Source organism: Burkholderia sp. KCJ3K979, from assembly GCF_016759955.1.
Taxonomy (GTDB): domain Bacteria; phylum Pseudomonadota; class Gammaproteobacteria; order Burkholderiales; family Burkholderiaceae; genus Burkholderia; species Burkholderia orbicola.
The window spans coordinates 1-22,974 of sequence record NZ_JACFYV010000017.1 but is presented as its reverse complement, the minus strand read 5'-3'; the positions used below and the strand labels follow the sequence as shown (position 1 = coordinate 22,974).

9 protein-coding genes and 2 pseudogenes are annotated in these 22,974 nt (G+C 60.0%); 7 read left to right on the top strand and 4 right to left on the bottom strand.

Features of this window, described 5'->3' with window-relative positions; all coding sequences use genetic code 11:
- The 3 genes from H3O04_RS06620 to H3O04_RS06610 form a co-directional block, all read left to right on the top strand.
- Nucleotides 1–7,072: YadA-like family protein (locus H3O04_RS06620; protein WP_202587355.1), on the top strand; the 7,072-nt coding region annotated here is incomplete at its 5' end.
- Between the two features lie 463 nt (nucleotides 7,073–7,535).
- Entirely contained in the window at nucleotides 7,536–8,249 is a 714-nt protein-coding gene (locus H3O04_RS06615) for a DUF2726 domain-containing protein (RefSeq protein WP_202587354.1), read from the top strand.
- A 91-nt stretch (nucleotides 8,250–8,340) separates the two neighbouring features.
- Nucleotides 8,341–9,294 (top strand): sulfite exporter TauE/SafE family protein, encoded by a 954-nt coding sequence (locus tag H3O04_RS06610; RefSeq protein ID WP_237666201.1) that lies wholly within the window; start codon nucleotides 8,341–8,343, stop codon nucleotides 9,292–9,294.
- Nucleotides 9,295–9,534: 240 nt separating this feature from the next.
- Here the strand turns inward: H3O04_RS06610 and H3O04_RS06605 are convergent.
- Both H3O04_RS06605 and H3O04_RS06600 read right to left on the bottom strand, forming a co-directional pair.
- Nucleotides 9,535–12,696 (bottom strand): annotated as a pseudogene (locus H3O04_RS06605) (ATP-binding protein); the annotation flags it as partial.
- A gap of 204 nt (nucleotides 12,697–12,900) precedes the next feature.
- Complete coding sequence (locus H3O04_RS06600) at nucleotides 12,901–13,542, bottom strand: response regulator transcription factor (RefSeq protein WP_202587386.1); 642 nt, start codon at nucleotides 13,540–13,542, stop codon at nucleotides 12,901–12,903.
- A gap of 420 nt (nucleotides 13,543–13,962) precedes the next feature.
- Here H3O04_RS06600 and H3O04_RS06595 point away from each other — a divergent pair, with 420 nt between their 5' ends.
- The 4 genes and pseudogenes from H3O04_RS06595 (at nucleotide 13,963) to H3O04_RS06580 (ending at nucleotide 17,800) form a co-directional block, all read left to right on the top strand.
- On the top strand, nucleotides 13,963–14,196 hold the full coding sequence (locus H3O04_RS06595; protein ID WP_054928478.1) for a tautomerase family protein: 234 nt from the start codon (nucleotides 13,963–13,965) through the stop codon (nucleotides 14,194–14,196).
- 64 nt (nucleotides 14,197–14,260) lie between these two features.
- Nucleotides 14,261–14,637: pseudogene (locus H3O04_RS06590) on the top strand (transposase); the annotation flags it as partial.
- A gap of 1,538 nt (nucleotides 14,638–16,175) precedes the next feature.
- A complete protein-coding gene (locus H3O04_RS06585) occupies nucleotides 16,176–16,901 on the top strand; it encodes a response regulator transcription factor (RefSeq protein WP_054928475.1) in 726 nt (241 codons plus the stop codon).
- Between the two features lie 95 nt (nucleotides 16,902–16,996).
- The gene (locus H3O04_RS06580; RefSeq protein ID WP_202587352.1) at nucleotides 16,997–17,800 is read left to right on the top strand and encodes a S8 family serine peptidase; all 804 of its coding nucleotides are present in this window, start codon (nucleotides 16,997–16,999) and stop codon (nucleotides 17,798–17,800) included.
- Between the two features lie 60 nt (nucleotides 17,801–17,860).
- On the opposite strand, the gene H3O04_RS06575 is transcribed toward H3O04_RS06580, so the two are convergent.
- Nucleotides 17,861–21,466: an ATP-binding protein gene (locus tag H3O04_RS06575; protein WP_237666199.1), complete on the bottom strand. Its 3,606-nt coding sequence runs from the start codon at nucleotides 21,464–21,466 to the stop codon at nucleotides 17,861–17,863.
- Between the two features lie 168 nt (nucleotides 21,467–21,634).
- Nucleotides 21,635–22,276, bottom strand: a complete 642-nt coding sequence (locus tag H3O04_RS06570) for a response regulator transcription factor (RefSeq protein WP_202587351.1) — start codon at nucleotides 22,274–22,276, stop codon at nucleotides 21,635–21,637.
- Between the last annotated feature and the right edge of the window lie 698 nt (nucleotides 22,277–22,974).

Below are 22,974 nucleotides of genomic sequence, written 5' to 3'. Positions count from 1 at the left end.
CGAGCGCCAGATCGTGAACGTTGCGGCGGGTACGCAAGGCACCGACGCGGTGAACGTGACGCAGCTCAGCGGCGTAACGACGGCGCTGGGTGGCGGTGCGGGCATTGGCGCCGATGGCAGCGTGACGGCACCGAAGTACCACGTTGGCGACAAGACCTACGGTAACGTGGGTGACGCGATTACGGCCGCGGCGGAAACCGGCGGCGGTGGCGGTACGAATCCGAACGCAGTCTCGTACGACGACAAGACCAAAGGCGCGATCACGCTGGCTGGCGAGCAAGGCACGACGCTGAAGAACGTTGCTGCCGGCGCCGTGAATGCGACGAGCATGGAAGCGATGAACGGTGCGCAGCTGTACGGCACGTCGCAAAGCGTGGCGAGTGTGCTGGGCGGCGGTTCGACGGTGGACGCAGCAGGCAAGCTGACGGCACCGGCGTATACGCTGGACGGCGGCAAGACCACCACGCACAACGTTGGCGACGCATTCTCGAACCTGGACGGCCGCGTGACGACGAACGCGACGAACGTCGAGAAACTGCAAGGCGATATTGCCGAGTCCGGTTTGATCGACAAGGATACGGGCAAGGCGATCGCGGCGCTGACGTACGACCGCAAGGCAGACGGCACGACGGATCGCGGTTCGTTGACGCTTGGCGGTGCGGGCGCAGTAGCGCCGGTGGCGTTGAAGAACGTTGCAGGCGGGATTTCGGATACCGACGCAGTGAACGTAGGCCAGATGAAGGGCATCACCACGGCATTGGGTGGTGATGCGGGTATCGGCGCCGACGGCAGCGTGAAGGCACCGACGTATCACATCGGTGACAAGACCTACGCTAACGTGGGTGACGCGCTTGCAGCCGCGGCAGCAAGCGGTGGCGGTGGTACGGATTCGAATGCGGTTGTGTACGACGATGCAGCCAAGAGCGCAGTCACGCTGTCTGGCGAGAAAGGTACGACGCTGAAGAAAGTTGCAGCGGGCGCGGTGAGTGCGGATAGCACGGAAGCGGTGAACGGTTCGCAGCTGTATGGCGCCGCGCAAAGTGTGGCGAGCGCGCTGGGTGGTGGGTCGAAGGTAGACGAAACCGGTAAGGTGACGGCACCGACGTATAAGCTGGACGGCGACAAGACCAGTGCGAATAACGTTGGCGAAGCCGTGTCGAATCTCGACGGCCGTGTGACGACGAACGCGACGAACGTCGAGAAACTGCAAGGCGATTTTGCTGAGTCGGGTCTGGTGGACAAGAACACGCGCAAGGTGCTTGCGGCGGTGACGTACGACCGTAACGACGGCACGGCGCATGGCAACTCGGTGACGCTGGGCGGCGCGGACGCGGCAGCGCCGGTTGCGTTGAAGAACGTTGCAGATGGCGCGGTGGCCAAAACGAGCACGGATGCGCTGAACGGCTCGCAGCTGTACGGCGCCTCGCAGAGTGTGGCGAGTGCGCTGGGCGGTGATTCGATTGTGGACGCAGGCGGTACGGTGAGGGCGCCGACGTACACGCTGGACGGCGGCAAGACCACCGCGCACAACGTTGGCGACGCATTCTCGAACCTGGACGGCCGCGTGACGACGACCGCGACGAACGTCGAGAAACTGCAAGACAATCTTGCCGAATCCGGTCTGTTCGACAAGGACAAGAACCAGGCAATTGCGGCGCTGACGTACGACCGCAAGGAAGACGGCACGGTGGATCGCGGTTCGGTAACGCTTGGCGGTGCGGGCGCAGCAGCGCCGGTGGCGTTGAAGAACGTTGCAATGGGCATCGGCGACACCGATGCGGCGAACGTGGGTCAGGTGAAAGGCATTACCACGGCGCTGGGCGGTGATGCGGGCATCGGCGCCGATGGCAGCGTGACGGCCCCGAAGTATCGCATCGGCGATAAAACCTACGGTAACGTTGGCGACGCGCTCGCAGCCGCGGCAGCGAGCGGAGGCGGCGGTACGGATTCGAATGCCGTCTTGTACGACGACGCAGCCAAAACCGCAGTCACGCTGTCCGGCGAGAAAGGCACGACGTTGAAGAACGTTGCAGCCGGCGCGGTGAATGCGACGAGCATGGAAGCGATGAACGGTTCGCAGCTGTACGGTACGTCGCAAAGTGTGGCGAGCGCACTGGGCGGTGGTTCGACGGTAGACGCGACCGGCAAGGTGACGGCGCCGACGATCCGCGTCGGCAAGAAGACCTACGACAACGTCAGTGACGCGATTGCGGCCGCGGCAGCCAGCGGCGGCGGTGGTGGTGGTGGTAAAGGCGCGAGCTTTGTCACGATCGATGGTATGGGTTCGGACGGTAGTCGGTTCAACACCGCGAGCATCAGCGGGGGCGATCCGGAGAGTACGACGGCCGCCGCGATCGGTGTGGACGCTCATGCGGCAGGCGCGAACGCGATCGCGGTCGGTCTGAACAGTGCGGCGAACTCGAACGAATCAGTTGCGATCGGGAATAAGGCGCTAACGGGCTCGGATCAAGCGTATTCGGTGGCCATCGGTTCATGGGTGACGACCAATGGCGCGGGAGCGCTGGCGATCGGCTCGAACGCGAAGGCGAACGGCGATAACGCGGTCGCGCTCGGCAATAGCGGCATCAAGGCAATCGGTGAAAGCTCGATCGCGATCGGCAATGCAGCGGAAGCCGCAGTAGGCGCGACCAATGGCATTGCGATGGGTACGAGTGCGAGCGTTGCACCGAACCTGACCAACGCGATCGCGCTGGGTGCCAATACGAGCGTCGAAGGCGCGGCGAATGGTGCCGTGGCGCTGGGCGCAGGCGCCAAGGCGACGCGCGCCAATACTGTTTCGGTCGGTGACGCCGGAAGCGAGCGCCAGATCGTGAACGTTGCGGCGGGTACGCAAGGCACCGACGCGGTGAACGTGACGCAGCTCAGCGGCGTAACGACGGCGCTGGGTGGCGGTGCGGGCATTGGCGCCGATGGCAGCGTGACGGCGCCGAAGTATCACGTCGGCGATAAGACCTACGGTAACGTGGGTGACGCGATTACGGCTGCGGTGGAGATTGGTAGCAGCAAGGATCCGAACGCGGTTGCGTACGACGATGCGGCGAAGAGCACGGTCACGCTGGCTGGCGAGAAAGGCACGACGCTGAAGAACGTTGCGGCCGGCGCGGTGAATGCGACGAGCATGGAAGCGGTGAACGGCTCGCAGCTGTACGGCACGTCGCAGAGCGTGGCGAGCGCGCTGGGCGGCGGTTCGACGGTGGACGCAGCAGGCAAGTTGACGGCACCGTCGTATACGCTGGACGGCGGCAAGACGACCGCGCAAAACGTTGGCGACGCGGTGTCGAACCTGGACGGCCGTGTAACGACGAACGCGACGAACGTCGAGAAGCTGCAAGACGATATTGCCGAGTCCGGTTTGATCGACAAGGACACGGGCAAGGTGATCGCAGCGGTGACGTACGACCGTAAGGAAGACGGCACGGCGGATCGCGGTTCGGTGACGCTTGGCGGTGCGGGCGCAGTAGCGCCGGTGGCATTGAAGAACGTTGCAGCCGGTGCCGTAAACGCGACGAGCACGGAAGCGGTGAACGGCTCGCAGCTGTACGGCACGTCGCAAAGCGTGGCAAGCGCGCTGGGTGGCGGTTCGACGGTAGACGCGGCGGGCAAGGTGACGGCACCCAGCTACCACGTCGGCGACAAGACCTACGGTAACGTGGGTGACGCGATCGTTGCCGCAGCCGAAATGGGTAGCGGTACGGATCCGAACGCGGTTGCATACGACGATGAAGCCAAGAGTGCGGTCACGCTGGCTGGCGAGCAAGGCACGGCGCTGAAGAACGTTGCAGCGGGCGCCGTGAATGCAACGAGCATGGAAGCGGTGAACGGCTCGCAACTGTACGGGGCGTCGCAAAGTGTGGCAAGCGTACTGGGCGGCGGTTCGACGGTGGACGCAGCAGGCAAGCTGACGGCACCGGCGTATACGCTGGACGGCGGCAAGACGACCGCGCACAACGTTGGTGACGCGGTGTCGAACCTGGACGGCCGTGTGACGACGAACGCGACGAACGTCGAGAAGCTGCAAGACGATATTGCCGAGTCCGGCCTGGTGGACAAGGACACGGGCAAGGTGATCGCAGCGGTGACGTACGACCGTAAGGAAGACGGCACGGCGGATCGCGGTTCGGTGACGCTTGGCGGTGCGGGCGCGGCAGCGCCGGTGGCGTTGAAGAACGTTGCAGCAGGCGTGGATGATACTGACGCGGTGAACCTGGGTCAGCTGAACACCGGGTTGTCCGATGTGAAGCGCGAGCTGGCTGAAGGCGGCATCGATCTGAAGTACATCAAGGTCCGGGCCAGCGGCGCACCGGCGACCGCCACCGGCGCTCAGTCTGTCGCGATCGGTTCAAAGGCCCTGGCAGGCGGTTCGAATACATTGGCGCTGGGTACCGGTGCGCGCGCGCTGGCGAGCGGATCGGTTGCGCTGGGTGCCAATTCCGTTGCGAACGAAGCGATGACGGTGTCCGTTGGTGATGACGGGACCGAACGCAAGATCGTCCACGTGAAAGCGGGGGACGTCACCGCCAGGAGTACGGATGCGATCAATGGATCGCAGTTGTTCGAGGCGCTGGGCAAACTGAAATCCCGTGTCGCAGCTGAGCAGTCGCACCTGTTGTCTCGGGTCAATGCGCTTGCGGATTCGGACGAGCCGAATTCCCTGGTCGTGGTCGACGGTATGGGGGGGACGAACTCGGCGAGTATCAGCGGGGGCGATCCGGATACCACGACGGCCGCCGCGATCGGCGTGGAGGCTCATGCGGCAGGGGCGAACGCGATCGCGCTCGGCCTGAATACCGGGGCGCTGTCGGACGAATCGGTTGCGATCGGCAATATGGCGCAAACGGGCGCGGACCAGCCGTACTCGGTGGCCATCGGTTCGAAGGTGACGACCAATGGCGCGGGAGCGCTGGCGATCGGTTCGAACGCGAAGGCGAACGGCGAGAACGCGGTCGCGGTCGGCAATAACGGCATCAAGGCGATCGGTGAAAGCTCGATCGCGATCGGCAATGCAGCAGAAGCCGCAGTAGGCGCGACCAATGGCATTGCGATGGGCACGGGTGCGAGCGTTGCGCCGAACCTGACCAATGCGATGGCGCTGGGTGCCAATACGAGCGTGGAAGGCTCGGCGAACGGTGCCGTGGCGCTGGGCGCAGGCGCCAAGGCGACGCGCGCCAATACCGTTTCGGTGGGTAATGCCGGAAGCGAGCGCCAGATCGTGAACGTTGCGGCGGGTACGCAGGGCACCGACGCGGTGAACGTGACGCAGCTGAGCGGCGTAACGACGGCGCTGGGCGGCGGTGCGGGCATCGGCGCCGATGGCAGCGTGACGGCACCGAAGTATCACGTCGGCGACAAGACCTACGGTAACGTCGGCGACGCGATCGCGGCTGCAGCGGCAAGCGGCGGTGGTGGCGGTACGGATCCGAACGCGGTTGCGTACGACGATGCGGCGAAGAGCACGGTCACGCTGGCTGGCGAGCAAGGCACGACGCTGAAGAACGTTGCGGCCGGCGCGGTGAATGCGACGAGCATGGAAGCGGTGAACGGCTCGCAACTGCATGGTGCGTCGCAGAGCATGGCCACCGCGCTCGGCGGCGGCTCGCAGGCAGGCACCGACGGCACGATCTCCGCGCCCAGCTACTCGCTCGCGGGCGGCACGACGACGGTGAACAGTGTCGGTGCGGCGATCGGCAATCTCGACGGGCGGGTAACGGCCAACACGGGCGACATCTCGACCCTGAAGGATACGATCGCGAGCAGCGGTCTGATCGATCCGGAAACCGGGCACGCGGTCGCAGCGGTGCGCTACGATCGCAACGAAGACGGTTCGGCGAATCGTGCGTCGGTCACGCTCGGGGATGCCGGTACAGCGGTTGGCCTGCACAACGTGGCGGCCGGAGCGGTAAGCGCGACGAGCACCGATGCGGTGAACGGCTCGCAACTGCACGGCACGGCCACAAGCGTCGCGAATGCGATCGGAGGCGACACGACCGTCGATGAAAACGGGCAGGTTGCGGTCAATTCGATCGAAGTGGGCGGTCACAAGTACGCGACCGTCTCGCAGGCGGTGCAGGCGGCTGCGGCGTATGGCGCCACCGATTCGCTGGCGGTGCGCTACGACGTCGACTCGCACGGCAACCCGAACTACGGTTCGGTGACGCTGGGCGGGCCTGCGGCGGCGCCGGTGATGCTGACCAACGTTGCCGACGGCAAGAGCCAGTACGACGCAGTGAACTACGGCCAGCTGTCGTCGCTGAAGAGCGACTTCGAAAATCGCCTCGGCACGATGGACGATCGCGTCAGCAAGATCGAAACCACCGGCGGTTCCGGCGGTGACTCGCGTCGTACGGTCGGCAACGACCTGATCAGCGGTTCGGGCGAAGCAGGCCAGGCGGTGACGGCGGCCCAATCCGGCAACGGCAGCAACAACGTCGCGATGGGTTCGGGCTCGACGATTAATGACGATGCCGGCAACGCCACGGCAGTCGGCGCGAACGCGACGGTGCGCGCCGCAGGCGGCACGGCGATTGGCGCAGGTGCTGATGCGCATGCGGCCAATAGCACCGTGATCGGCCAGGACTCGTCGGCTCGCGGCGAGAACAGCACGGCGATCGGTCAGGGTGCGAAGGCCCGCGGCGACAACAGCGTTGCGATTGGTGCAGGCTCCGTCGCGAACGAGGACAACACGGTCTCGTTCGGTGACGGCTCTGATCAGGGCAAGCGCCGGATCGTCAATATCGCGGATGGCGTGAATGCGTCGGATGCGGCGACCAAGGGGCAGCTCGACCGGGCGGTTGGCGGGCTGCAAGGTCAGATCAACGGCGTATCGCGCAATGCCTATTCGGGTATCGCGGCGGCAACGGCGTTGACGATGATCCCGGGTGTCGACCCTGGCAAGACGCTGTCGTTCGGCATCGGCAGTGCGAGCTACAAGGGCTATCAGGCGGTCGCGTTCGGCGGGGAGGCCCGCATCAACAAGAACCTGAAGATGAAGGCCGGTGTGGGCTTGTCGAGCGGTGGCAACACCGTTGGCCTCGGTGCATCGTATCAGTGGTAATTGCCGACTGACGGAGCGGGGCAACCCGCTCCCGTATTTCCGGACCCGCCTCGCGCGGGTCTTTTTTATGGTGCGCCCAGCATGTGAGGTCGGACGGAATTCGTAGAGGTCAACTGGTGCTTTAGCTTGTTGTTATGCCGCTTCAATTCCTTGAGGTGCTGCGCTTCGGGGGCCGTCCTCCCGGCGAACTTCGTTTTTCAGTTGTGGTAGGTCGCTTCGGAGATCCCGTACTTGCGGCACAGCTCTGCCGGCTTCAGGTCAGTCTCGACTCCGTTCAAGATGCCGATGATTTTTCTTCAGTGAACCGCGTCCGCGCGAATGGAGAGGCAACCCTTGATTTTGCAACTGGAATAATCTAATTAAGGTGATTTGGCGGTGAGGTGTTGTGGGTTGTCACAGGAGACTTGATCGATTTTCGAACGTTAAAGAAAATTCAGGTTTTAAAAATATAACTAAAACTATGATGGTTCTGTTGCTGGTTTTTCTTGCGATTGTCGGTGCGGCTTTTGTCGCTCTTGGCGTGAACGGGGTAAGGCGTTCGCGAAAATATAGGCGGCACTCGGAAAGTGGTTCGGGGGCTGAGCGTCAAAGTCTTGCGAAGGGAGTTGAGCCGCTCGCGCCGGGGCGAGCACAGTTCGAGAGCGAGTTGCTTGCGGAGCATGGACGAGTGGCCGGAACGGCAGTGCCTGACGTCGGAAGTCATCCTGACTGCACGGATAAGCTCACCACGAGGCGCGGTCCAATGATAAAAAGTGAGCTGAAACCTTTGCTCGCGGGCGCAGCTCCTCATGGACATCGGACACTTACCGCTGCGCAAGAGTCAGAGTTTTATAATCGATTGTGCACTGCATTGCCGGAGACGGACATTTTCAAGCAAGTTGCTTTGAAAGAGCTCGTTGATGCTGAGCACAATGATAAATTGGATATAAAATTATATAATAAAAAGGTTTTCGATTTCGTGGTTCGTGGAAGCGATGGTGGCTTATTGTATGCTGTTGAGTTGGATGATAGGTCGTGTGCGTGGCAATATACCCGCCGAGATGATTTGTTGAAAGATGACGTTGCACGGGCCATTGGGTTGCGCGTGATGCGGTATTGGAGCGTCAAGACTGATTCGACCGTGCTGAGGCGAGATTTTGAGTCGTGCGCGGCTCGCTCATTTGGACGGCGGAGTTAACCTGTTATTTCATGGCAACTTGGGGCGTGGTTGATCCCTACAGGTGCGATCGACATCGACTGCTGATAGATATGCCGAGACATGTCATTCTATGATGCAATTCAATGTGACAGAAGGGGTGCTGGCTCCCAGCCTGCAGGTGCTTCCGACATTCGACCTAATCGGGATCGTTGTTGCGCTTGTACTGGGTGGAATGGCCAAGGGCATCACCGGCATCGGCGTGCCGCTGATCGCGATGCCGATCGTCAGCCAGTTCATGCCGATTCGGGATGCAGTATTGCTGCTGTCCATGCCGATCATTCTCGGCAACATTCCGCAGGCGCTCGAAGGCGGCCAGGTGCTTGCGACGGCGCGGAAGATCGCCGCGCCGATCGCGGGGACGGTGTTAGGTAATATCGCCGGCGTGGCGATCCTCCTTTCGCTGAACTCGGGTCACGCACAGGCAGCCTCTGGCGCAGTACTGATTGTGGTCGCGACACTGATGCTCGCGGCACCGAAGCTCAATTTGGCACCCGCATGGCGCAAACCTGTTGGTTTCGCGCTCGGCTTCGGTGCGGCAGTGACGGAGAGCATTGCATCGGTTCCCGGCCCGTTGCTCGCCACTTACTTGATTTCGTCCGGAGCGAGCGGCCGGGCGTTTACGAAGCAGATCGCGATCATCCTCGTGGTTTCGGTCGTCACGCTGCTCACTACGTTCAGCGGCGCCGCGCAGGCGAGCGGTGCGGACCTCGCGATTTCGGCGGCCGCCACGCTGCCAGCGATTGCCGGCATGTGGCTGGTTCGTCCGCTGCGGGACAAGATGTCCCCTGAAATTTTCAGGAAGGTCGTCCTGCTGTTCGTGCTCGTCGCAGCGGCGCAAATGATCTGGAAATCCGGCGTGTTTCGACATGGCGGATCACTCGCCACGGGTGCGTGCCTTGTTAAGCCGTGTGATGAGTTGTTCGACTTTGGTGCAAAAGACCGCCAATGCCGCCTCGTGACCCGAGAGGTCACCCAGCCGAAGTTGGCCGGCCAGTTTTTCCCCGTAATCCCCCAAAGCACCTGAGCCGAACAATTTGCTTGCGCCAGCTATCCGATGGATGCGGTCGGCGGCGGCTACCGCGTTTTTGTCGGCTACTGCTGCCTGAAGGAAAGCAATATCCTTCAAGGTCTCTGTCACGAACCCTTGAATCAGTATCGGCGGGTATGCGCTTTCTTCGGGCGAGAAATTCCGGGCCAGACTGCTTGTCGAGTCTGTCCGGGTCGAGCAAGGCGAAATTCCGATCCAATGCGCGAGTTTGTCACGCAGCACGGCCAAGGTTGTCGGTTTGACGAGCAGGCCGTCCATGCCGGCTTCCGCGCATCGGATTGCTTCATCGGGCAACGCGCTTGCAGTCAAGGCAACAATGGGGGTATCCCGTGATCGATGTTCCCGGGAGCGGATGCGTTTCGTCAATTCATAGCCGTCCATCTCCGGCATCGCGCAATCGGTGAGTATCAATGCGAAGTCGGAATCGTCCAGTACTCGGAGTGCGTCCATGCCGTTGGATACCGCAACAGCGGTATAACCGAGTCGTTCAAGTTGCGCCTTGATGACCAGGCGATTGACCGGATGGTCGTCGACGACAAGAACTTGAATTCCCGACGTTTGATATTCGACGTGCAGATGCCGGATATCGGTCTCGGCGGATTGAGTGGCACCGACGACATGTAGACAAAGTGCTTCGACCGCGGAGTACATCAACGGATTGTGGCTGAGCCGACACGTGCCGTCAGCCGCGATCTCGTAGCCCGTTGGAATCGGGTCGACCGTTAGTCCGATAGCTGGCTTGTCGTTATCGATTGCCTCGAGTCGACTTTCGTCGACAAAGTGTATGTCTGCCTGGGAGGCGGCTCCCGCAGGGATGATACCTAGCGGTGTCAAGAGTTCGCGTAACGCTGCGGCTAGCGCCGGGTCGGACAACGCGATATGTGCATGTTTTCCCGCTAGCGGCGTGGAACGAGTCTGCAGCTGTACGTCCAGGTCCAGTTCAACCGTGACTCGAGTGCCGAAACCCGGCGTGCTCTCGATATGAATGGATCCATGCATCAGCTCGACCAAGCGTTTGCAAATGGCCAACCCCAATCCAGTGCCGCCGAAGCGACGTACGATCGAAGTGTCGGCCTGCGTGAAGGGCGCGAACAGGCATTGCAGTTGCGCGGGCGCGATGCCGATGCCCGTGTCATGTACCGTGAAGTGCACACGTTGGCACGCTTCCCGTTGGTCGAGGACGGAGATGCGGATGCCGACCTCGCCGTTTTCCGTGAACTTGATCGCGTTGTTTATCAGATTAATGAGAATCTGGCGAAGGCGCAGACCGTCCACGTTCAATTCGGCGGCAAGTTGGTTACTGACGGAATTACGAACGATAAGGCCCTTATCGTGAGCCAACGTCGAAGCCATGGCGCTGACGCCGTCCACGAGCGCCCGTAGATCAGTCGGTTCCGTCACGATCTCCAGGTGTCCGGCATCTATCTTCGAGAAATCGAGAACGTCATCGAGAATCTGCATCAACGTCATCGCAGATTCCCCGATCATGTGAAGCATCCGTTGCTGCTTTGTGCTCAACGATTCGTGGCGCAACAATTCCAACATCCCTATGATCCCGTTCATCGGCGTGCGGATCTCGTGGCTCATGGTGGCGAGAAATCGCGACTTCGACGCTGCCGCTATTTCAGCCGCTTCTTTCGCACGGGCGAGCTCTTCCCCCTGCGCCTTCGCGTGAGTGACGTCCGACCAGACTCCGCTCCAGAATATCGTGCCGTCTGGCTCCATTTGCGGCGTCGCTTCGGTGTGGATCCATCGCTCGAGGCCATGTGACACACATCGAAAATCGATGGAGATCGGCGTCATGGTAAGCGCCGAGTACTTGACGGCGGATTTAATGAGAGGCCCGTCATCGGGGTGAATCCGCGAGAGCGCCGTAAGCGCATCGGCTTCCATCGTCAGCGCATCCAGATCCCACATGGCACGCGTATTACCACCTACATAAGGAAACCCTAGTGCGCCATCCGGTGTACGGCGAAGTTCGAAGACGACCACTGGAAGATGAGAAGTCACGCGTCTTAAACGTTGATCCAGAGCACGCGCACGTTGTTCTGCGTCGCGAATGGTCGTCACATCGACCAACGTTACCAGAAGGCCACCTGGCTTTCCGCTTGGCAATTGAAACGGATGCATCCAGTACAACCAGGACCGAAGCTTATGGTCGCCGTCCAGCAGGTTGACCTCGGCATGATGGACTCGATTTTGATCTTGGACTTGCTCGCTCATCGTGTGGATTTGCATACTCCATGCGGGCTCCACCGGTAAAGCTTCCAGCGTTGTTCGACCAATCAAGTCCTCACGCTTCACCGAGAATGCGGTTTCATAGGCATGGTTGAGCGCGATATATCGGTTCGCACTATCTTTGGCGGCCAGCGGATACGGCAGTGACTCCATTAGCGCTTCACGAAAGCTAAGCTGGTCTGCCAGCTCATGCTCGACCGCCAGCCGCTGACGGACCTCGTGACGAAGCCGGATGTACGCGATGATAACGATCGCCAATATGACCGCAGCGCCTAGTAACGTAAGCTCGAAGGTTTTCCATGGCAGTCCAGCGGAATAGCGAGGCCAAAGCCATCGGCTTCGAATCCGTTGCTGCTCCATTCTCGGTATCGCAGCAATCGCATTATTAATCAGGGGCAACAGCCTCTCGTAGCGGCGGTTTATTGAAATAGTCAACCGACTGTCGATATTGCCAGGCGATGCGATCTTGAGAGCACCCGGGAAATAGCTCCTGATGTTGAAATCGACGATCGCTGCGTTTCCGAGATACGCGTCGGCGCGTCCCTCCGCTACCTCTTGCATCGCGTGATAGGCGTTCGCGGCCACGGCAATATCGGCGTCTGGCAGTTGGCGCAATACCTTAGCGGGAAGCTCGCTTGGGTCCGAAATAACGATTCGACGGCCAGCGAGATCGACGATGCCTTGCGGCAGCGCGTGGGGACGGGTAACGATGACGTCGGGAAGGGTAATAAACGGAGTGCTGTAGAGCAAGTCGTCGCCGTGCCCCGTCGGTGCATTGACAGGCGCGGCGACATCCACTTCACCTGATTGCGCCAGGGACAAGGTTTCTGCCCACGACTTCGTTTTCACCAGTGCGAAGCGGATGCCAAGGGATTTCGAGATATATGCAAGATAGTCGGCGACGATGCCACTCGGGCGACCATTGGCATCAATGTAGGCGATCGGTGCCCAGTCAGGGTCAATGCCGAGTTTGATCGGAGGCAGCGAAGCGAGCCAGCGTCGCTCATCTGCCGTGAGCGCCAAACCATGGGCCTCGTCAGGAATCTGCGGCGGCGACACCGGGTTTGTCGGCGAAGGTAGCGTCAACCGAAGCGCTGATGCTTCGATATTTTCAACCGTTGCCGAATCGATCAGACTCATAGTCAGGACGACTATGGCAATGATACTGCTCGACCGGGCACTTATCCAAAAGGTGTTCTTCAAAATAACAGATTATGTGGAGTACGTTGCAACGCGCGCCGTATACAGCATTTCAACTCGCCGTGTACCTCATCGCTTTGGGGCATGGATCCTGAGCCGGGAGAACCGTGACGTCCAATAGCGCTTGCAGCGAGGAGGGTAGTGTCAACCGTTGAGCCCGAGATTGGCGACGTACTCGTAGAGTTCCGCATCGCTTTTGAGGCCAAGCTTGCGCTTTGCCGATATCTTGGCCCAGCTGACCGTTTTGATCGTCCGATGGAGAACCTGGCTGACTTCAGCCGGTGATTTACCGCTGCCGAGAAGGCGTAGCACTTCGAGCTCTCGAGGAGTCAAATTAGCAGCACGCCGGCTTTCCGTTTCGGTCAGCCCAAGCTTCGATAGTTCGAACTGCAGCTTGGCACTGATATAGACTGCCCCTCTCAGGGCGGCACGGACGGCAGCGAACAGTTCGGCCCTTTCCGCTCCTTTCTCGACGATGCCCAGCACACCCTCGTTCAACATCGCGCGTAACAGCCCGGCATTTGCCATGTTTGTGAGCACGATGACCGGTAAGGCTGCGTGTTCTCGTCGAATGATCGAGAGCATAGGCAATCCGTCGACACGTCCGGCGTTAGGCATCGAGAAATCGGTAATCACGACATCGCACGCGACGCGTGCCAAGATCGACATCAACTCCCTGGAGTCGCGCGCCTCCCCCACGACCTCGAGGCCGTTCTGCTCGATCAGAACGCGGCAGCCGAGCAGCATGATCGGATGGTCGTCTGCGAGTACAACGCGGCATGCCATTTCAGACTCCCCACTAATTTGTATCGGCCGAGTTTTCCAAATGATATGGGCCGATGTGCGCCAACCAAAAAGCCAGATTACGCCTGTGCGATTCTCGTAAATATCAGAATTGTCTGATTTCGAAAGTGCGCGCATCAATTTATATTGTTTTTTGATCGCGCCATGCCACGCCGGCACTCCTCTTCAAAGGTGGTGGATTTGTACCGGCGGCGAGTGATCTGAGCGACCTGCCGGGGTCCTGGATTACCCGCTGTCGAAATGCAAGCGTGGTTGCCGTCGGGAAAACCGTAACCGCTCACGCTTTAGGCTTGGTCCTGATATTGGGTTGACGTACATCTGAAAGGTCTTCATTCCGGGCGTACCCGCCTCGTGATGTGGGCGCCCTAAAGCCGTGATGGCAATTCCTATGGGAGAAAAGCAATGCCAGTTGTCACCTTGAAGCTGCTGAAAGGCGCGTTTTCGCAAGAGAAGACGCAGCAGATGATGGATGGTGTTACCGACGCGATTGCGGCAATAGCGGGAGAGTATATTCGTCCGCACACGGTCGTCATTGTGGATGAAGTGTCGGACGGTCTCTACTCGTCGGGAGGCCACAAGGTGACGTTGAAGACGATCGACATGCTACGCATGAGAGGCGCCAAATCGTCGAACTAAGGACCTATCCGTGATTTCGTGGGCGGGCATATCATGAGGTGTAGAAGTCATGGATATGCCGCCAATGAAGAAGAAACGAACGGTGGCGTCCCAGGCAGCGGCCCGTGGGCCGCTGCCTGAATAGCCCAAGCAACTGCTGGACCAGTTGGTCAAGGGGCCGATGACGCCTGCCGAGGTGCAGGACCTGATGCTGGCGTTGAACAAGGCGGTCATCGAGCGCGCGATTGGCGCCAAGATGAATCTGCATCTGGGCTACCTGCAGAGCCCGTCCAAGCCGCTGGGCAGGCCAACGAGCGCAACGGCGCTGGCGGCAAAACGGTCATCACCGATCGCGGCCCGGTCCGGGTCGACGTCTCCCGCGATCGCGACGGCAGCTTCGAGCCGATCCTGATTCTCAAGCATGAGCGCCGCTTCGCCGGCTTTGACGAACGCATCATCGCGTTGAACAGGGGCGCGTTCTGCACAAGCATTCCAGATCAATCGCGACCCCATTGGGCAAGCATAGCGACTGACGTGCTTGCGGCGGAGCCGACATCGATGGTGATTCTCCAGGCACCGGCCACGACTCCGTAGGTGCGGCTGCCGGGAGCGTCCTGCTCTTGATGGCTGCCACCATCGTGCTTACTACACTGCTGCGGATGCAAGTCGGGGGCGGATGGGAATCGGCCGACGCCGGACTGCGCTGATTCGTCCTCGGCTGATTTACGGCGGTCGGAACCCACAGCGATACTCGGCACTTCATTCAAATTGACGGAGGGGCGACGCGTCACGTGTCAGCAGAATCGTCGCTCAAATACGGATATGCAGGATATCACCGGTCGTTTCGCACTCCCGCTTACGCCCCCTTTTTCGGATGTGCCGCCGCCGTACGGTCGGTGCCGCAGCACGCGCAAAAAAAGGGGCGGCCCCGGGCCACGCGTGTTCGACTTGTGCTCCCACGGAATCTCGCATGAGCAAGCAAAAGCGTCCGCGGCGGATTTCGGATCCGGCAACGCTGCATGGCTGCGTCAGCGTCCTGCGTCCCGTTCGTTGCGGCGGACGCTTGCCGTTGGCCTTGCGTTCGCGGCGTCGTGCTGCCTTGCGACACATATGCTCGAAAGCGGGCCAGCACATCTATCTCCCGACACCGTTTACCGGGGCGCGATCTCCGGTGTGTCGACGCGGCAATCGGCGCCAGCGCGCGTATCGGCCGCTGATGACGTAGAGGTGGGGGTGGGGTCCCATTCGCACGCGATGTCACGGTACGAGGTATCGCCTCGTGACCCCGTGCGCAACGCTGCCGCCCCGACGGCAGTGGCGAAATCTCACAACCGTAGCGGGCACACCTCGGTGCGAACGGTGCACACGAACGTGCAAGCCAAGGCCGAGCATGGAGCGTCGGTAGAGCGCTTGGCCGAAGGGCTTGACATGACCGACGCTGAATTCGCGCACTGGCTGGAAGCGACGCGGGATCACCCCCTCCGTCGAGAGCCCCTCTCCGAACAGGGCAAGTGGTACTTCGACTCCATCAACCACCCGCGCCTGCTCCCGTATTGACAGTGGACGACGCGTTCACGACCCAGCCGAAATCCTCACGATCCGAAGCCGTTCCGCCAGTGGGCACCCCATAACGCGTGATCGAACAATGCCATTTGATCGGGCGCGACATGCCATCTGCGCTGAGAACGGCGGGCATGAGCCACGTGCACATACCGGACGGGCTGCGCATGTAGGTTACAAACGCATCTAAGCGCCTTTCTCGCGCCATGGTCTTCGCAATGATGCACGATGAATGTGCTTTTTTCGCACCGACGATGAGAATTTTCTAGTCCCTTACGGCGATGTCGAGCGCTATTGTTCAGGCATTGGATTTCGCGCGACCGTAGGTGTCACGATCTCCAGCTTGGGATAGCGTACTGTCGCAGTGACTTGATACCTTCTGTCGTGTCGGAGGTGTCGCCACGACAGTTTTTTGATAGTCATGTTTGGAATTTCCATCGATGAGTTTTATTGATCGAGAGAGCTATTCGAGTTCGTTTTCGTCCGGCATGAATGCAGATGATTTTATTTCGGCACGGAAGATAAATATTGTCGTCGCAGACTCCTATCCGATGATAGTGCAGGGTCTGCGTCACATTTTCTCGAGTGTGGAAAGTATGCAAATCGTCGCCGAGGCGCATACGTTGTCCGGCATGGCGTCGATGTTGAGCACTTGCGAATGTGATGTGTTGATTTGCGATTATGCATTTGGCGACGATCCGGAGCCGGACGGGATGCGAATGCTTGAAACCATCCGCAGAAACCATCCGAACGTGAAGATTATCCTGCTGGCCGAGTTGAGGGATGGACTGTCCGTCCAGCGCGTGATGAAAAAGGGCGTATCGGCATTCGTTGTGAAATCGAGTGACGATTCACTTTCCTTGCCGAAAATCGTCGATAAAGTCATGCGCGGGAAAAGGTATGTGGATCCGGACATTGCGGGAGATATGCTGTGCGATTCGGGTCGGGGTGGTGACAGGCAGGCGCGAACCAATTTATTGTCACCGCGCGAGCTTGATGTGGTACGGCTTCTGTCGCGCGGAATGGCAGTCGGGGAAATCGCGGCAAAGCTCAGTCGAAGTCGGAAAACGATCAGTACGCAAAAGGCAAACGCAATGAAGAAGTTCGGCGTGAAGACCAATGTCGATCTGGTAGACGCCGTGCGGGATATGCTTTGGCGAGGTTAGCTGATTTTTTGATGCGGTTTGGCTATTTCTGAAGATAATTCTTTTCAATGAGAGAGCCGCCCGCACCACCGTTAAATTACGTTTTCGAGCTCGACGTGATTGAAGATCGTAGGAAATTCCCGCTCTTATGCCCCGCTTTTGTAATGATAGCCGTATTACTTTCCTCATGCGGTGGCGATTCTGGGATAGGGAGCAGCGGCTGGGAGGAAAACCACGGCAACGAGATCATCGTCAAGATGCGCCGATCGTCCGGCAGGATGCAACGCTACGGCGCCGTGATGGCACGGGACGTGTGTAACGATGTAGTTGACGGAATGCGATGGGCGGCGGGGGTGCCGGTTACTAGCGCGCTGGAAAATCGACATCCTGCAAAGGTAGTCAACCTGAGCGTCGCATCGGTCGACGCCTGCAGTTGGACATTTCAGGACGCTATCGATGATCTCATGGGGCAGGGCGTGACTGCTGTCGCTGCCGCCAGCAATGATGTCGTTAACGAGATCGATGCATCGCCGGGTTGTCGGGATATGATTTCAGTGACGAAAAGCGACCAGGCCAGTCGTCGCGTGCTCGGCGGCAATACGCATTCACGTGTGACGCTGAGCTCGCCGGGGACGAACATCGGGGCTCTCTCCCATACCGGTACGCGAGTACCGGCCGATGCATCCCACGGCGATATGCATGGCACTAGTCTCGCGGCACCCCAGGTGTCGGGCGTGGTATCGCTGATGTTGACGACCAACCCTTGGTTGACCCCCGCTGAGGTCGCCAGCATTTTGAAGCACACGGCACGTGTTGCGTCAATTGCGTCGGAGACACGATCGCGCAGGGTGATGTCGCCGGGACGTGGCATACACGATGCAGCGGGCTGCTGTATCGACTGCTGCCGCCGAGCGAAATAGCCCGACCTGCTAATGAAAGGGCCGACTTTCATTTTAGAGGTGGCGCTCGTCACAACCACACTATTCACGCTGTGCGGCCATCAACGTGTTGAGTCTGGTGGTCAACTGCTCGACTTGTGCGAAAAACGCCGCCAGTGCTGCCTCCTGGCCCGCCACGCCATCCTCTCGAAGTCGCTCGGATAATAGCTCGCCGGCATCAGCCAGGACGTCCGAGCCGAATAATTTGCTGGCGCCGACGATGCGGTGGATATGCTCGGCCGCCGCCACTGCGTTGCCGCTTTGTATTGCGGCCTGAAGGAAGGCCATATCCTTCGCGGTCTCGGCCAGAAATCCCCGGATCAGCTTGGGCAAGTGCGTGCGTTCTTCAGGCGAGACGGGCGGGGAAAGCCAGCGCATGGCGTCCGTCTGTATCTGGCAAGGCGCCGTCGGCACCCAACGCGCGAGCTGCTCGCGCAGTACCGCCAGCGTGGTGGGTTTGACGAGCAGGCCGTCCATGCCGGCTTCGGCGCACCGAATCGCTTCGTCGGGCAATGCGTTGGCCGTCAACGCAAGAATGGGGATGCGCCGCGATCGGGGCTCCCGCGAGCGGATACGTCTCGCCAGGTCGTACCCGTCCATGTCCGGCATCGCGCAATCGCTGAGCACCAGCGCGATATCGGAATCGTCCAGCGCGTTCAGTGCGTCCGTGCCGTTGGAGACTGCAATGGCGGTATAGCCGAGTCGGGCGAGTTGCGCCTCGATGACGAGCCGATTGATCGGATGGTCGTCTACGACGAGGATTCGAATACCCGACGATGGATATTCAACAGATGGAAGACGGGTATCGGTCCCTGCGAAGCGAGGTGCGGCAGTGGCATGAAGGCACAATGCTTCGACCGCGGCGCATGTCAACGGATTGTGGCTGAGCCGACACGTGCCGTTGGGCGAGATCTCGTAGCCCGTCGGGATGGGTTCGTCGGTCAGGCCGATAACGAGCTTGTCGTCGCGGATTTCGAAGAGCCGGCATTCGTCCACAAAGCGTATGTCTGCCCGCGACGTATCGCCGGTCACGACGACGCCGAGCGGCATCAGGACTTCGCGCAGCGCGGCCGCGAGCGCTATGTCGGATAAGTCGATAGTGGCCTGCTTGCCTGCGACCGGCGTAGACCGAGCCACAAGATGGACGTTCAGGTCGAATTCGACGATGACGTGCGTACCGACACGCGGCGTGCTGTCAATGCGAATGGAGCCCTGCATCAGTTCGACCAGTCGTTTGCAGATGGCCAGCCCCAGACCGGTGCCGCCGAAGCGGCGCGAGATCGACGTGTCGGCCTGTGTGAAAGGCGCGAACAGACATTGCAGTTGCGCCGGGGTGATTCCGATGCCCGTGTCGTGTACCGTGAAGCGAACGCGCTGGCACGCATTGCGGTAGTCGATAATCTCGACGCGTACGCCGACCTCGCCGCTTTCCGTGAACTTGATTGCGTTGCTCATCAGGTTGAATAGAATCTGGCGAAGACGCAGGCCGTCTATCTCGAGTTCAGCGGCGAGTCGGTGGCTGACGAAATTGCGCACGACGAGGCCCTTGTCGTGGGCGAGCGTGGCGGCTACCGCACTGACGCCGTCCAGGAGCGCGCGCAGGTCGGTCGGTTCGGTCACGATTTCCAACTGTCCTGCATCGATTTTCGAGAAGTCCAGAACGTCGTCGAGAATCTGCATCAACGTCATCGCGGATTCCCCGATCATGTGAAGCATGCGCTGCTGCCTGATGCTCAACGACTCGTGTCGCAACAGCTCGAGCATCCCTATGATCCCGTTCATCGGTGTGCGTATCTCGTGGCTCATGGTGGCGAGAAATCTCGCTTTTGATGCCGCGGCCAATTCGGCCGCTTCTTTCGCACGGGCCAGTTCCCTGGCTTGCGCCTTGATGTGAGTGACATCCGACCACACGCCACTCCAGAATATCGTCCCGTCATGCTCGGTTTGGGGTGTCGCTTCCGTGTGAATCCAGCGCTCGCATCCCTGGGAACGGCAGCGAAAATCGATGGAAACCCGCTGCATGGTCCGTGCGGAATGCCTGACAGCCGATTTGATGAGAGGTCGGTCATCGGGATGCACCCGTGAAAGCGCCGTCAGCGCATCGTCTTCCATCGTTTGCGCATCCAGATCCCACATGGCGCGGGTATTGCCTCCGACATAAGGAAAACGGAGCACGCCATCCGGAGTGCGACGCAATTCGAAGACGACTGCCGGAAGATGGGCGGTCACGCGCCTCAATCGTTGATCCAGCGCGCGTGCACGCCGTTCTGCATCACGAATCGTGGTGACATCCACCAACGTGACGAGCAGCCCGCCCGGCTTCCCACTCGGCAATTGAAAGGGATGCATCCAGTACAGCCAGGACCGCTGCTTCTGGTCGCGATCCATCAGATTGACCTCGGCATGATGAGGTTGTTGCTGATCCTGAACTCGCTCGCTCATCGCGTGGATGCTCCGATTCCATTGGGGATCCAGCGGCGACGCGTCGAGCGTCGTTTTACCGATCAGCTCGTCGCGCTTCACCGAGAATGCAGTTTCATAAGCGTGATTGAGCGCGATATATCGGTTCGCGCTATCTTTCGCGGCCAATGGGTATGGAAGGGATTCCATCAGCGCTTCGCGGAAGCTGAGCTGATCGGCCAGTTCACGCTCAACTGCCAATCGCCGGCGAACCTCGCGGCGCAGCCGGACGTATGCAGTGGTAATGGTTGCCAATACGATCGCGGTGCCGAGCAACACAAGCTCGAACGTTTTCCATGGCAGGCCCGCCGAATATCGAGGCCACAGCCATCGGCTTCGAATGCGTTGTTGTTCCCTCTTGGGGATAGCTGCAATCGCGCGGTTGATCAGGGGAATCAGTCGTTCGTAGCGGCGGTTGACTGCAATACTCAGCCGGCTGTCGAGATCGGCCGGCGACGCGATCTTGAGAATGCCAGGGAAATAGTTGCGGATGTTGAAATCGACGATCGCCGCGTTTCCGACATAGGCATCGGCACGTCCTTCTGCCACCGCGCTCATCGCTTGATGAGCGCTCGCGGCCATGACGATTTCCGCCTCGGGCATCTGTTGCCGTACCGTGGCGGGAAGCTCGCTGGGATCCGAGACCGCTATCCGGCGGCCGGCTAGATCGACGATTCCTTGCGGCGACACGTGAGGTCGAGTCACGACCACGTCCGGGAGCGTGATGAACGGGACGCTATAGAGCAAGACCCCGTCGCGGGCGACCGGCGTATTGACCGGTATGGCAGCATCCAGTTCACCCGACTGCGCGCGAGACAAGGTTTCCGCCCACGAATTCGTTTTCACGACAGCAAAGCGAATGCCTAGCGATGCCGAGATATGGCCCAGATAGTCCGCAGCAATGCCGCTCGGGCGATCGTTTGCGTCAAGGTAGGCAATGGGCGCCCATTCCGGGTCCACGCCCAGTTCGATCGGGGGAAGCGAGGCCAGCCAGTTACGGTCTTCCGGCGTAAGCGTCAAGCGCTCGACCGTGCGATGAGTTTGTATCGGCACCGTCGGTTCCTTCGGCCAGGGCACCGCCGACCGAAGCGTCGATTCTCCGACATTTGCAATCGTTACGGACTCGATCGGGCACGTGCTCAGGACCGCGACGACGACAGCCACGCTCAACCGCAAGCTGACCCACAAGCTGTTCTTCAAAATTGACTTACCGTGCGATTGGATGGCGATGCTGCCGCCGATGCGGCACGCACATTTCAGTTGATGGGGGCGCGAATCGAATCGTTCCGGTGGGCATGACGCCTGAACCGGGGCCGTCTGCCACGTCCGACCGCCGTCGCGGCCGGGCAAGCGGCATCAGCCAATGAGTCCGAGATTGACGACATACTCGTACAGTTCGGCATCGCTTTTGAGGCCGAGCTTGCGCTTTGCCGATGTCTTGGCCCAGCTGACGGTCTTGATGGTCCGATGTAGTACCTGGCCGACTTCCGTCGGCGATTTGCCGCTGGCAAGAAGGCGCAGCACCTCCAACTCGCGGGGCGTCAAATTCGCGGCCCGCTGGCTTTCCATCTCGGTCAGTCCGAGTTTCGTCAATTCGCGCTGCAGTCTGGCACTGATGTAGATCGCGCCTCGCAGCGCAGTGCGAACGGCAGCGAACAGTTCACTTTTTTCCGCTCCCTTTTCCACGATGCCCAGTACGCCTTCGTTCAACATTGCACGCAACAAACCGGCATTCGCCATATTCGTGAGCACGATGACCGGTAAGGCGCCGTGATCCCGTCGAAGGGTCGACAGCATTGCGAGTCCATCGGCGCGTCCGGTGTTGGGCATCGAGAAATCCGTGATGACGATATCGCAGGCGACGTGGGCCAGGATTGACATCAACTCGCTCGAGTCGCGCGCCTCTCCCACGACCTCCATGCCATTCTGCTCAATCAGAAGACGGCAACCGAGCAACATGATGGGATGGTCGTCTGCGAGCACAACGCGCCAAGCCATTTCAGAATCTCCGAAATTAATTTCGGCAAATTTTAGCAAGTGATAGACCGCTTATGCTCATCAAAGAATAAAACCAGAATGCGCCTACGCACTTGGATTGAAAATAAGCATTGGCTGATATGTAAAATGGACGCTTTGCCTTATAGTCTTATCGGGATTTATCAGGTTTGTATTTGCCTTCTACTAGTAAATTTTTGGGCGGTTTTTTGGTGAGTATGGCGGTAATTAGAATGCTAATCGTTACAGCTCTTTTTTGGGGTGTTTCGGTACCGGGCGACGTTGCAAATGGCATCGAGGATGAAGCCGAGTAGATTCGAGAAGTCGGATGCAAGGAGGAGGAATGAGAAGCGCTTGGGTGGACGGTAAGGCAGTGATCGTGGAGGTGGGTTCCAGTGATTACCGACATATCGAGTCGGCGGCGCGGAAGCTCGGGTATACAGTGCAGGAATTTCTGCTGCTGAGTGCGTCTCTGATTGCTTCTGTCGTGCATGGACAGGGGGCCGCCCAGGATTGAAGCGGTGCGGCGTAATCGGACGGGTCCGGTATCGTGCGGACCACACGGGAGTGACGTTGACCTGCTCCCCGCGTTTAGTACGGTGACGGTGTAGAGTCCGTTCCAGAGAGGAACGGCAATGAAAAAGCGATTCACCGAAGAACAGATCATCGGCATCTTGAAGGAAGCCGAGGCTGGCTTGAAG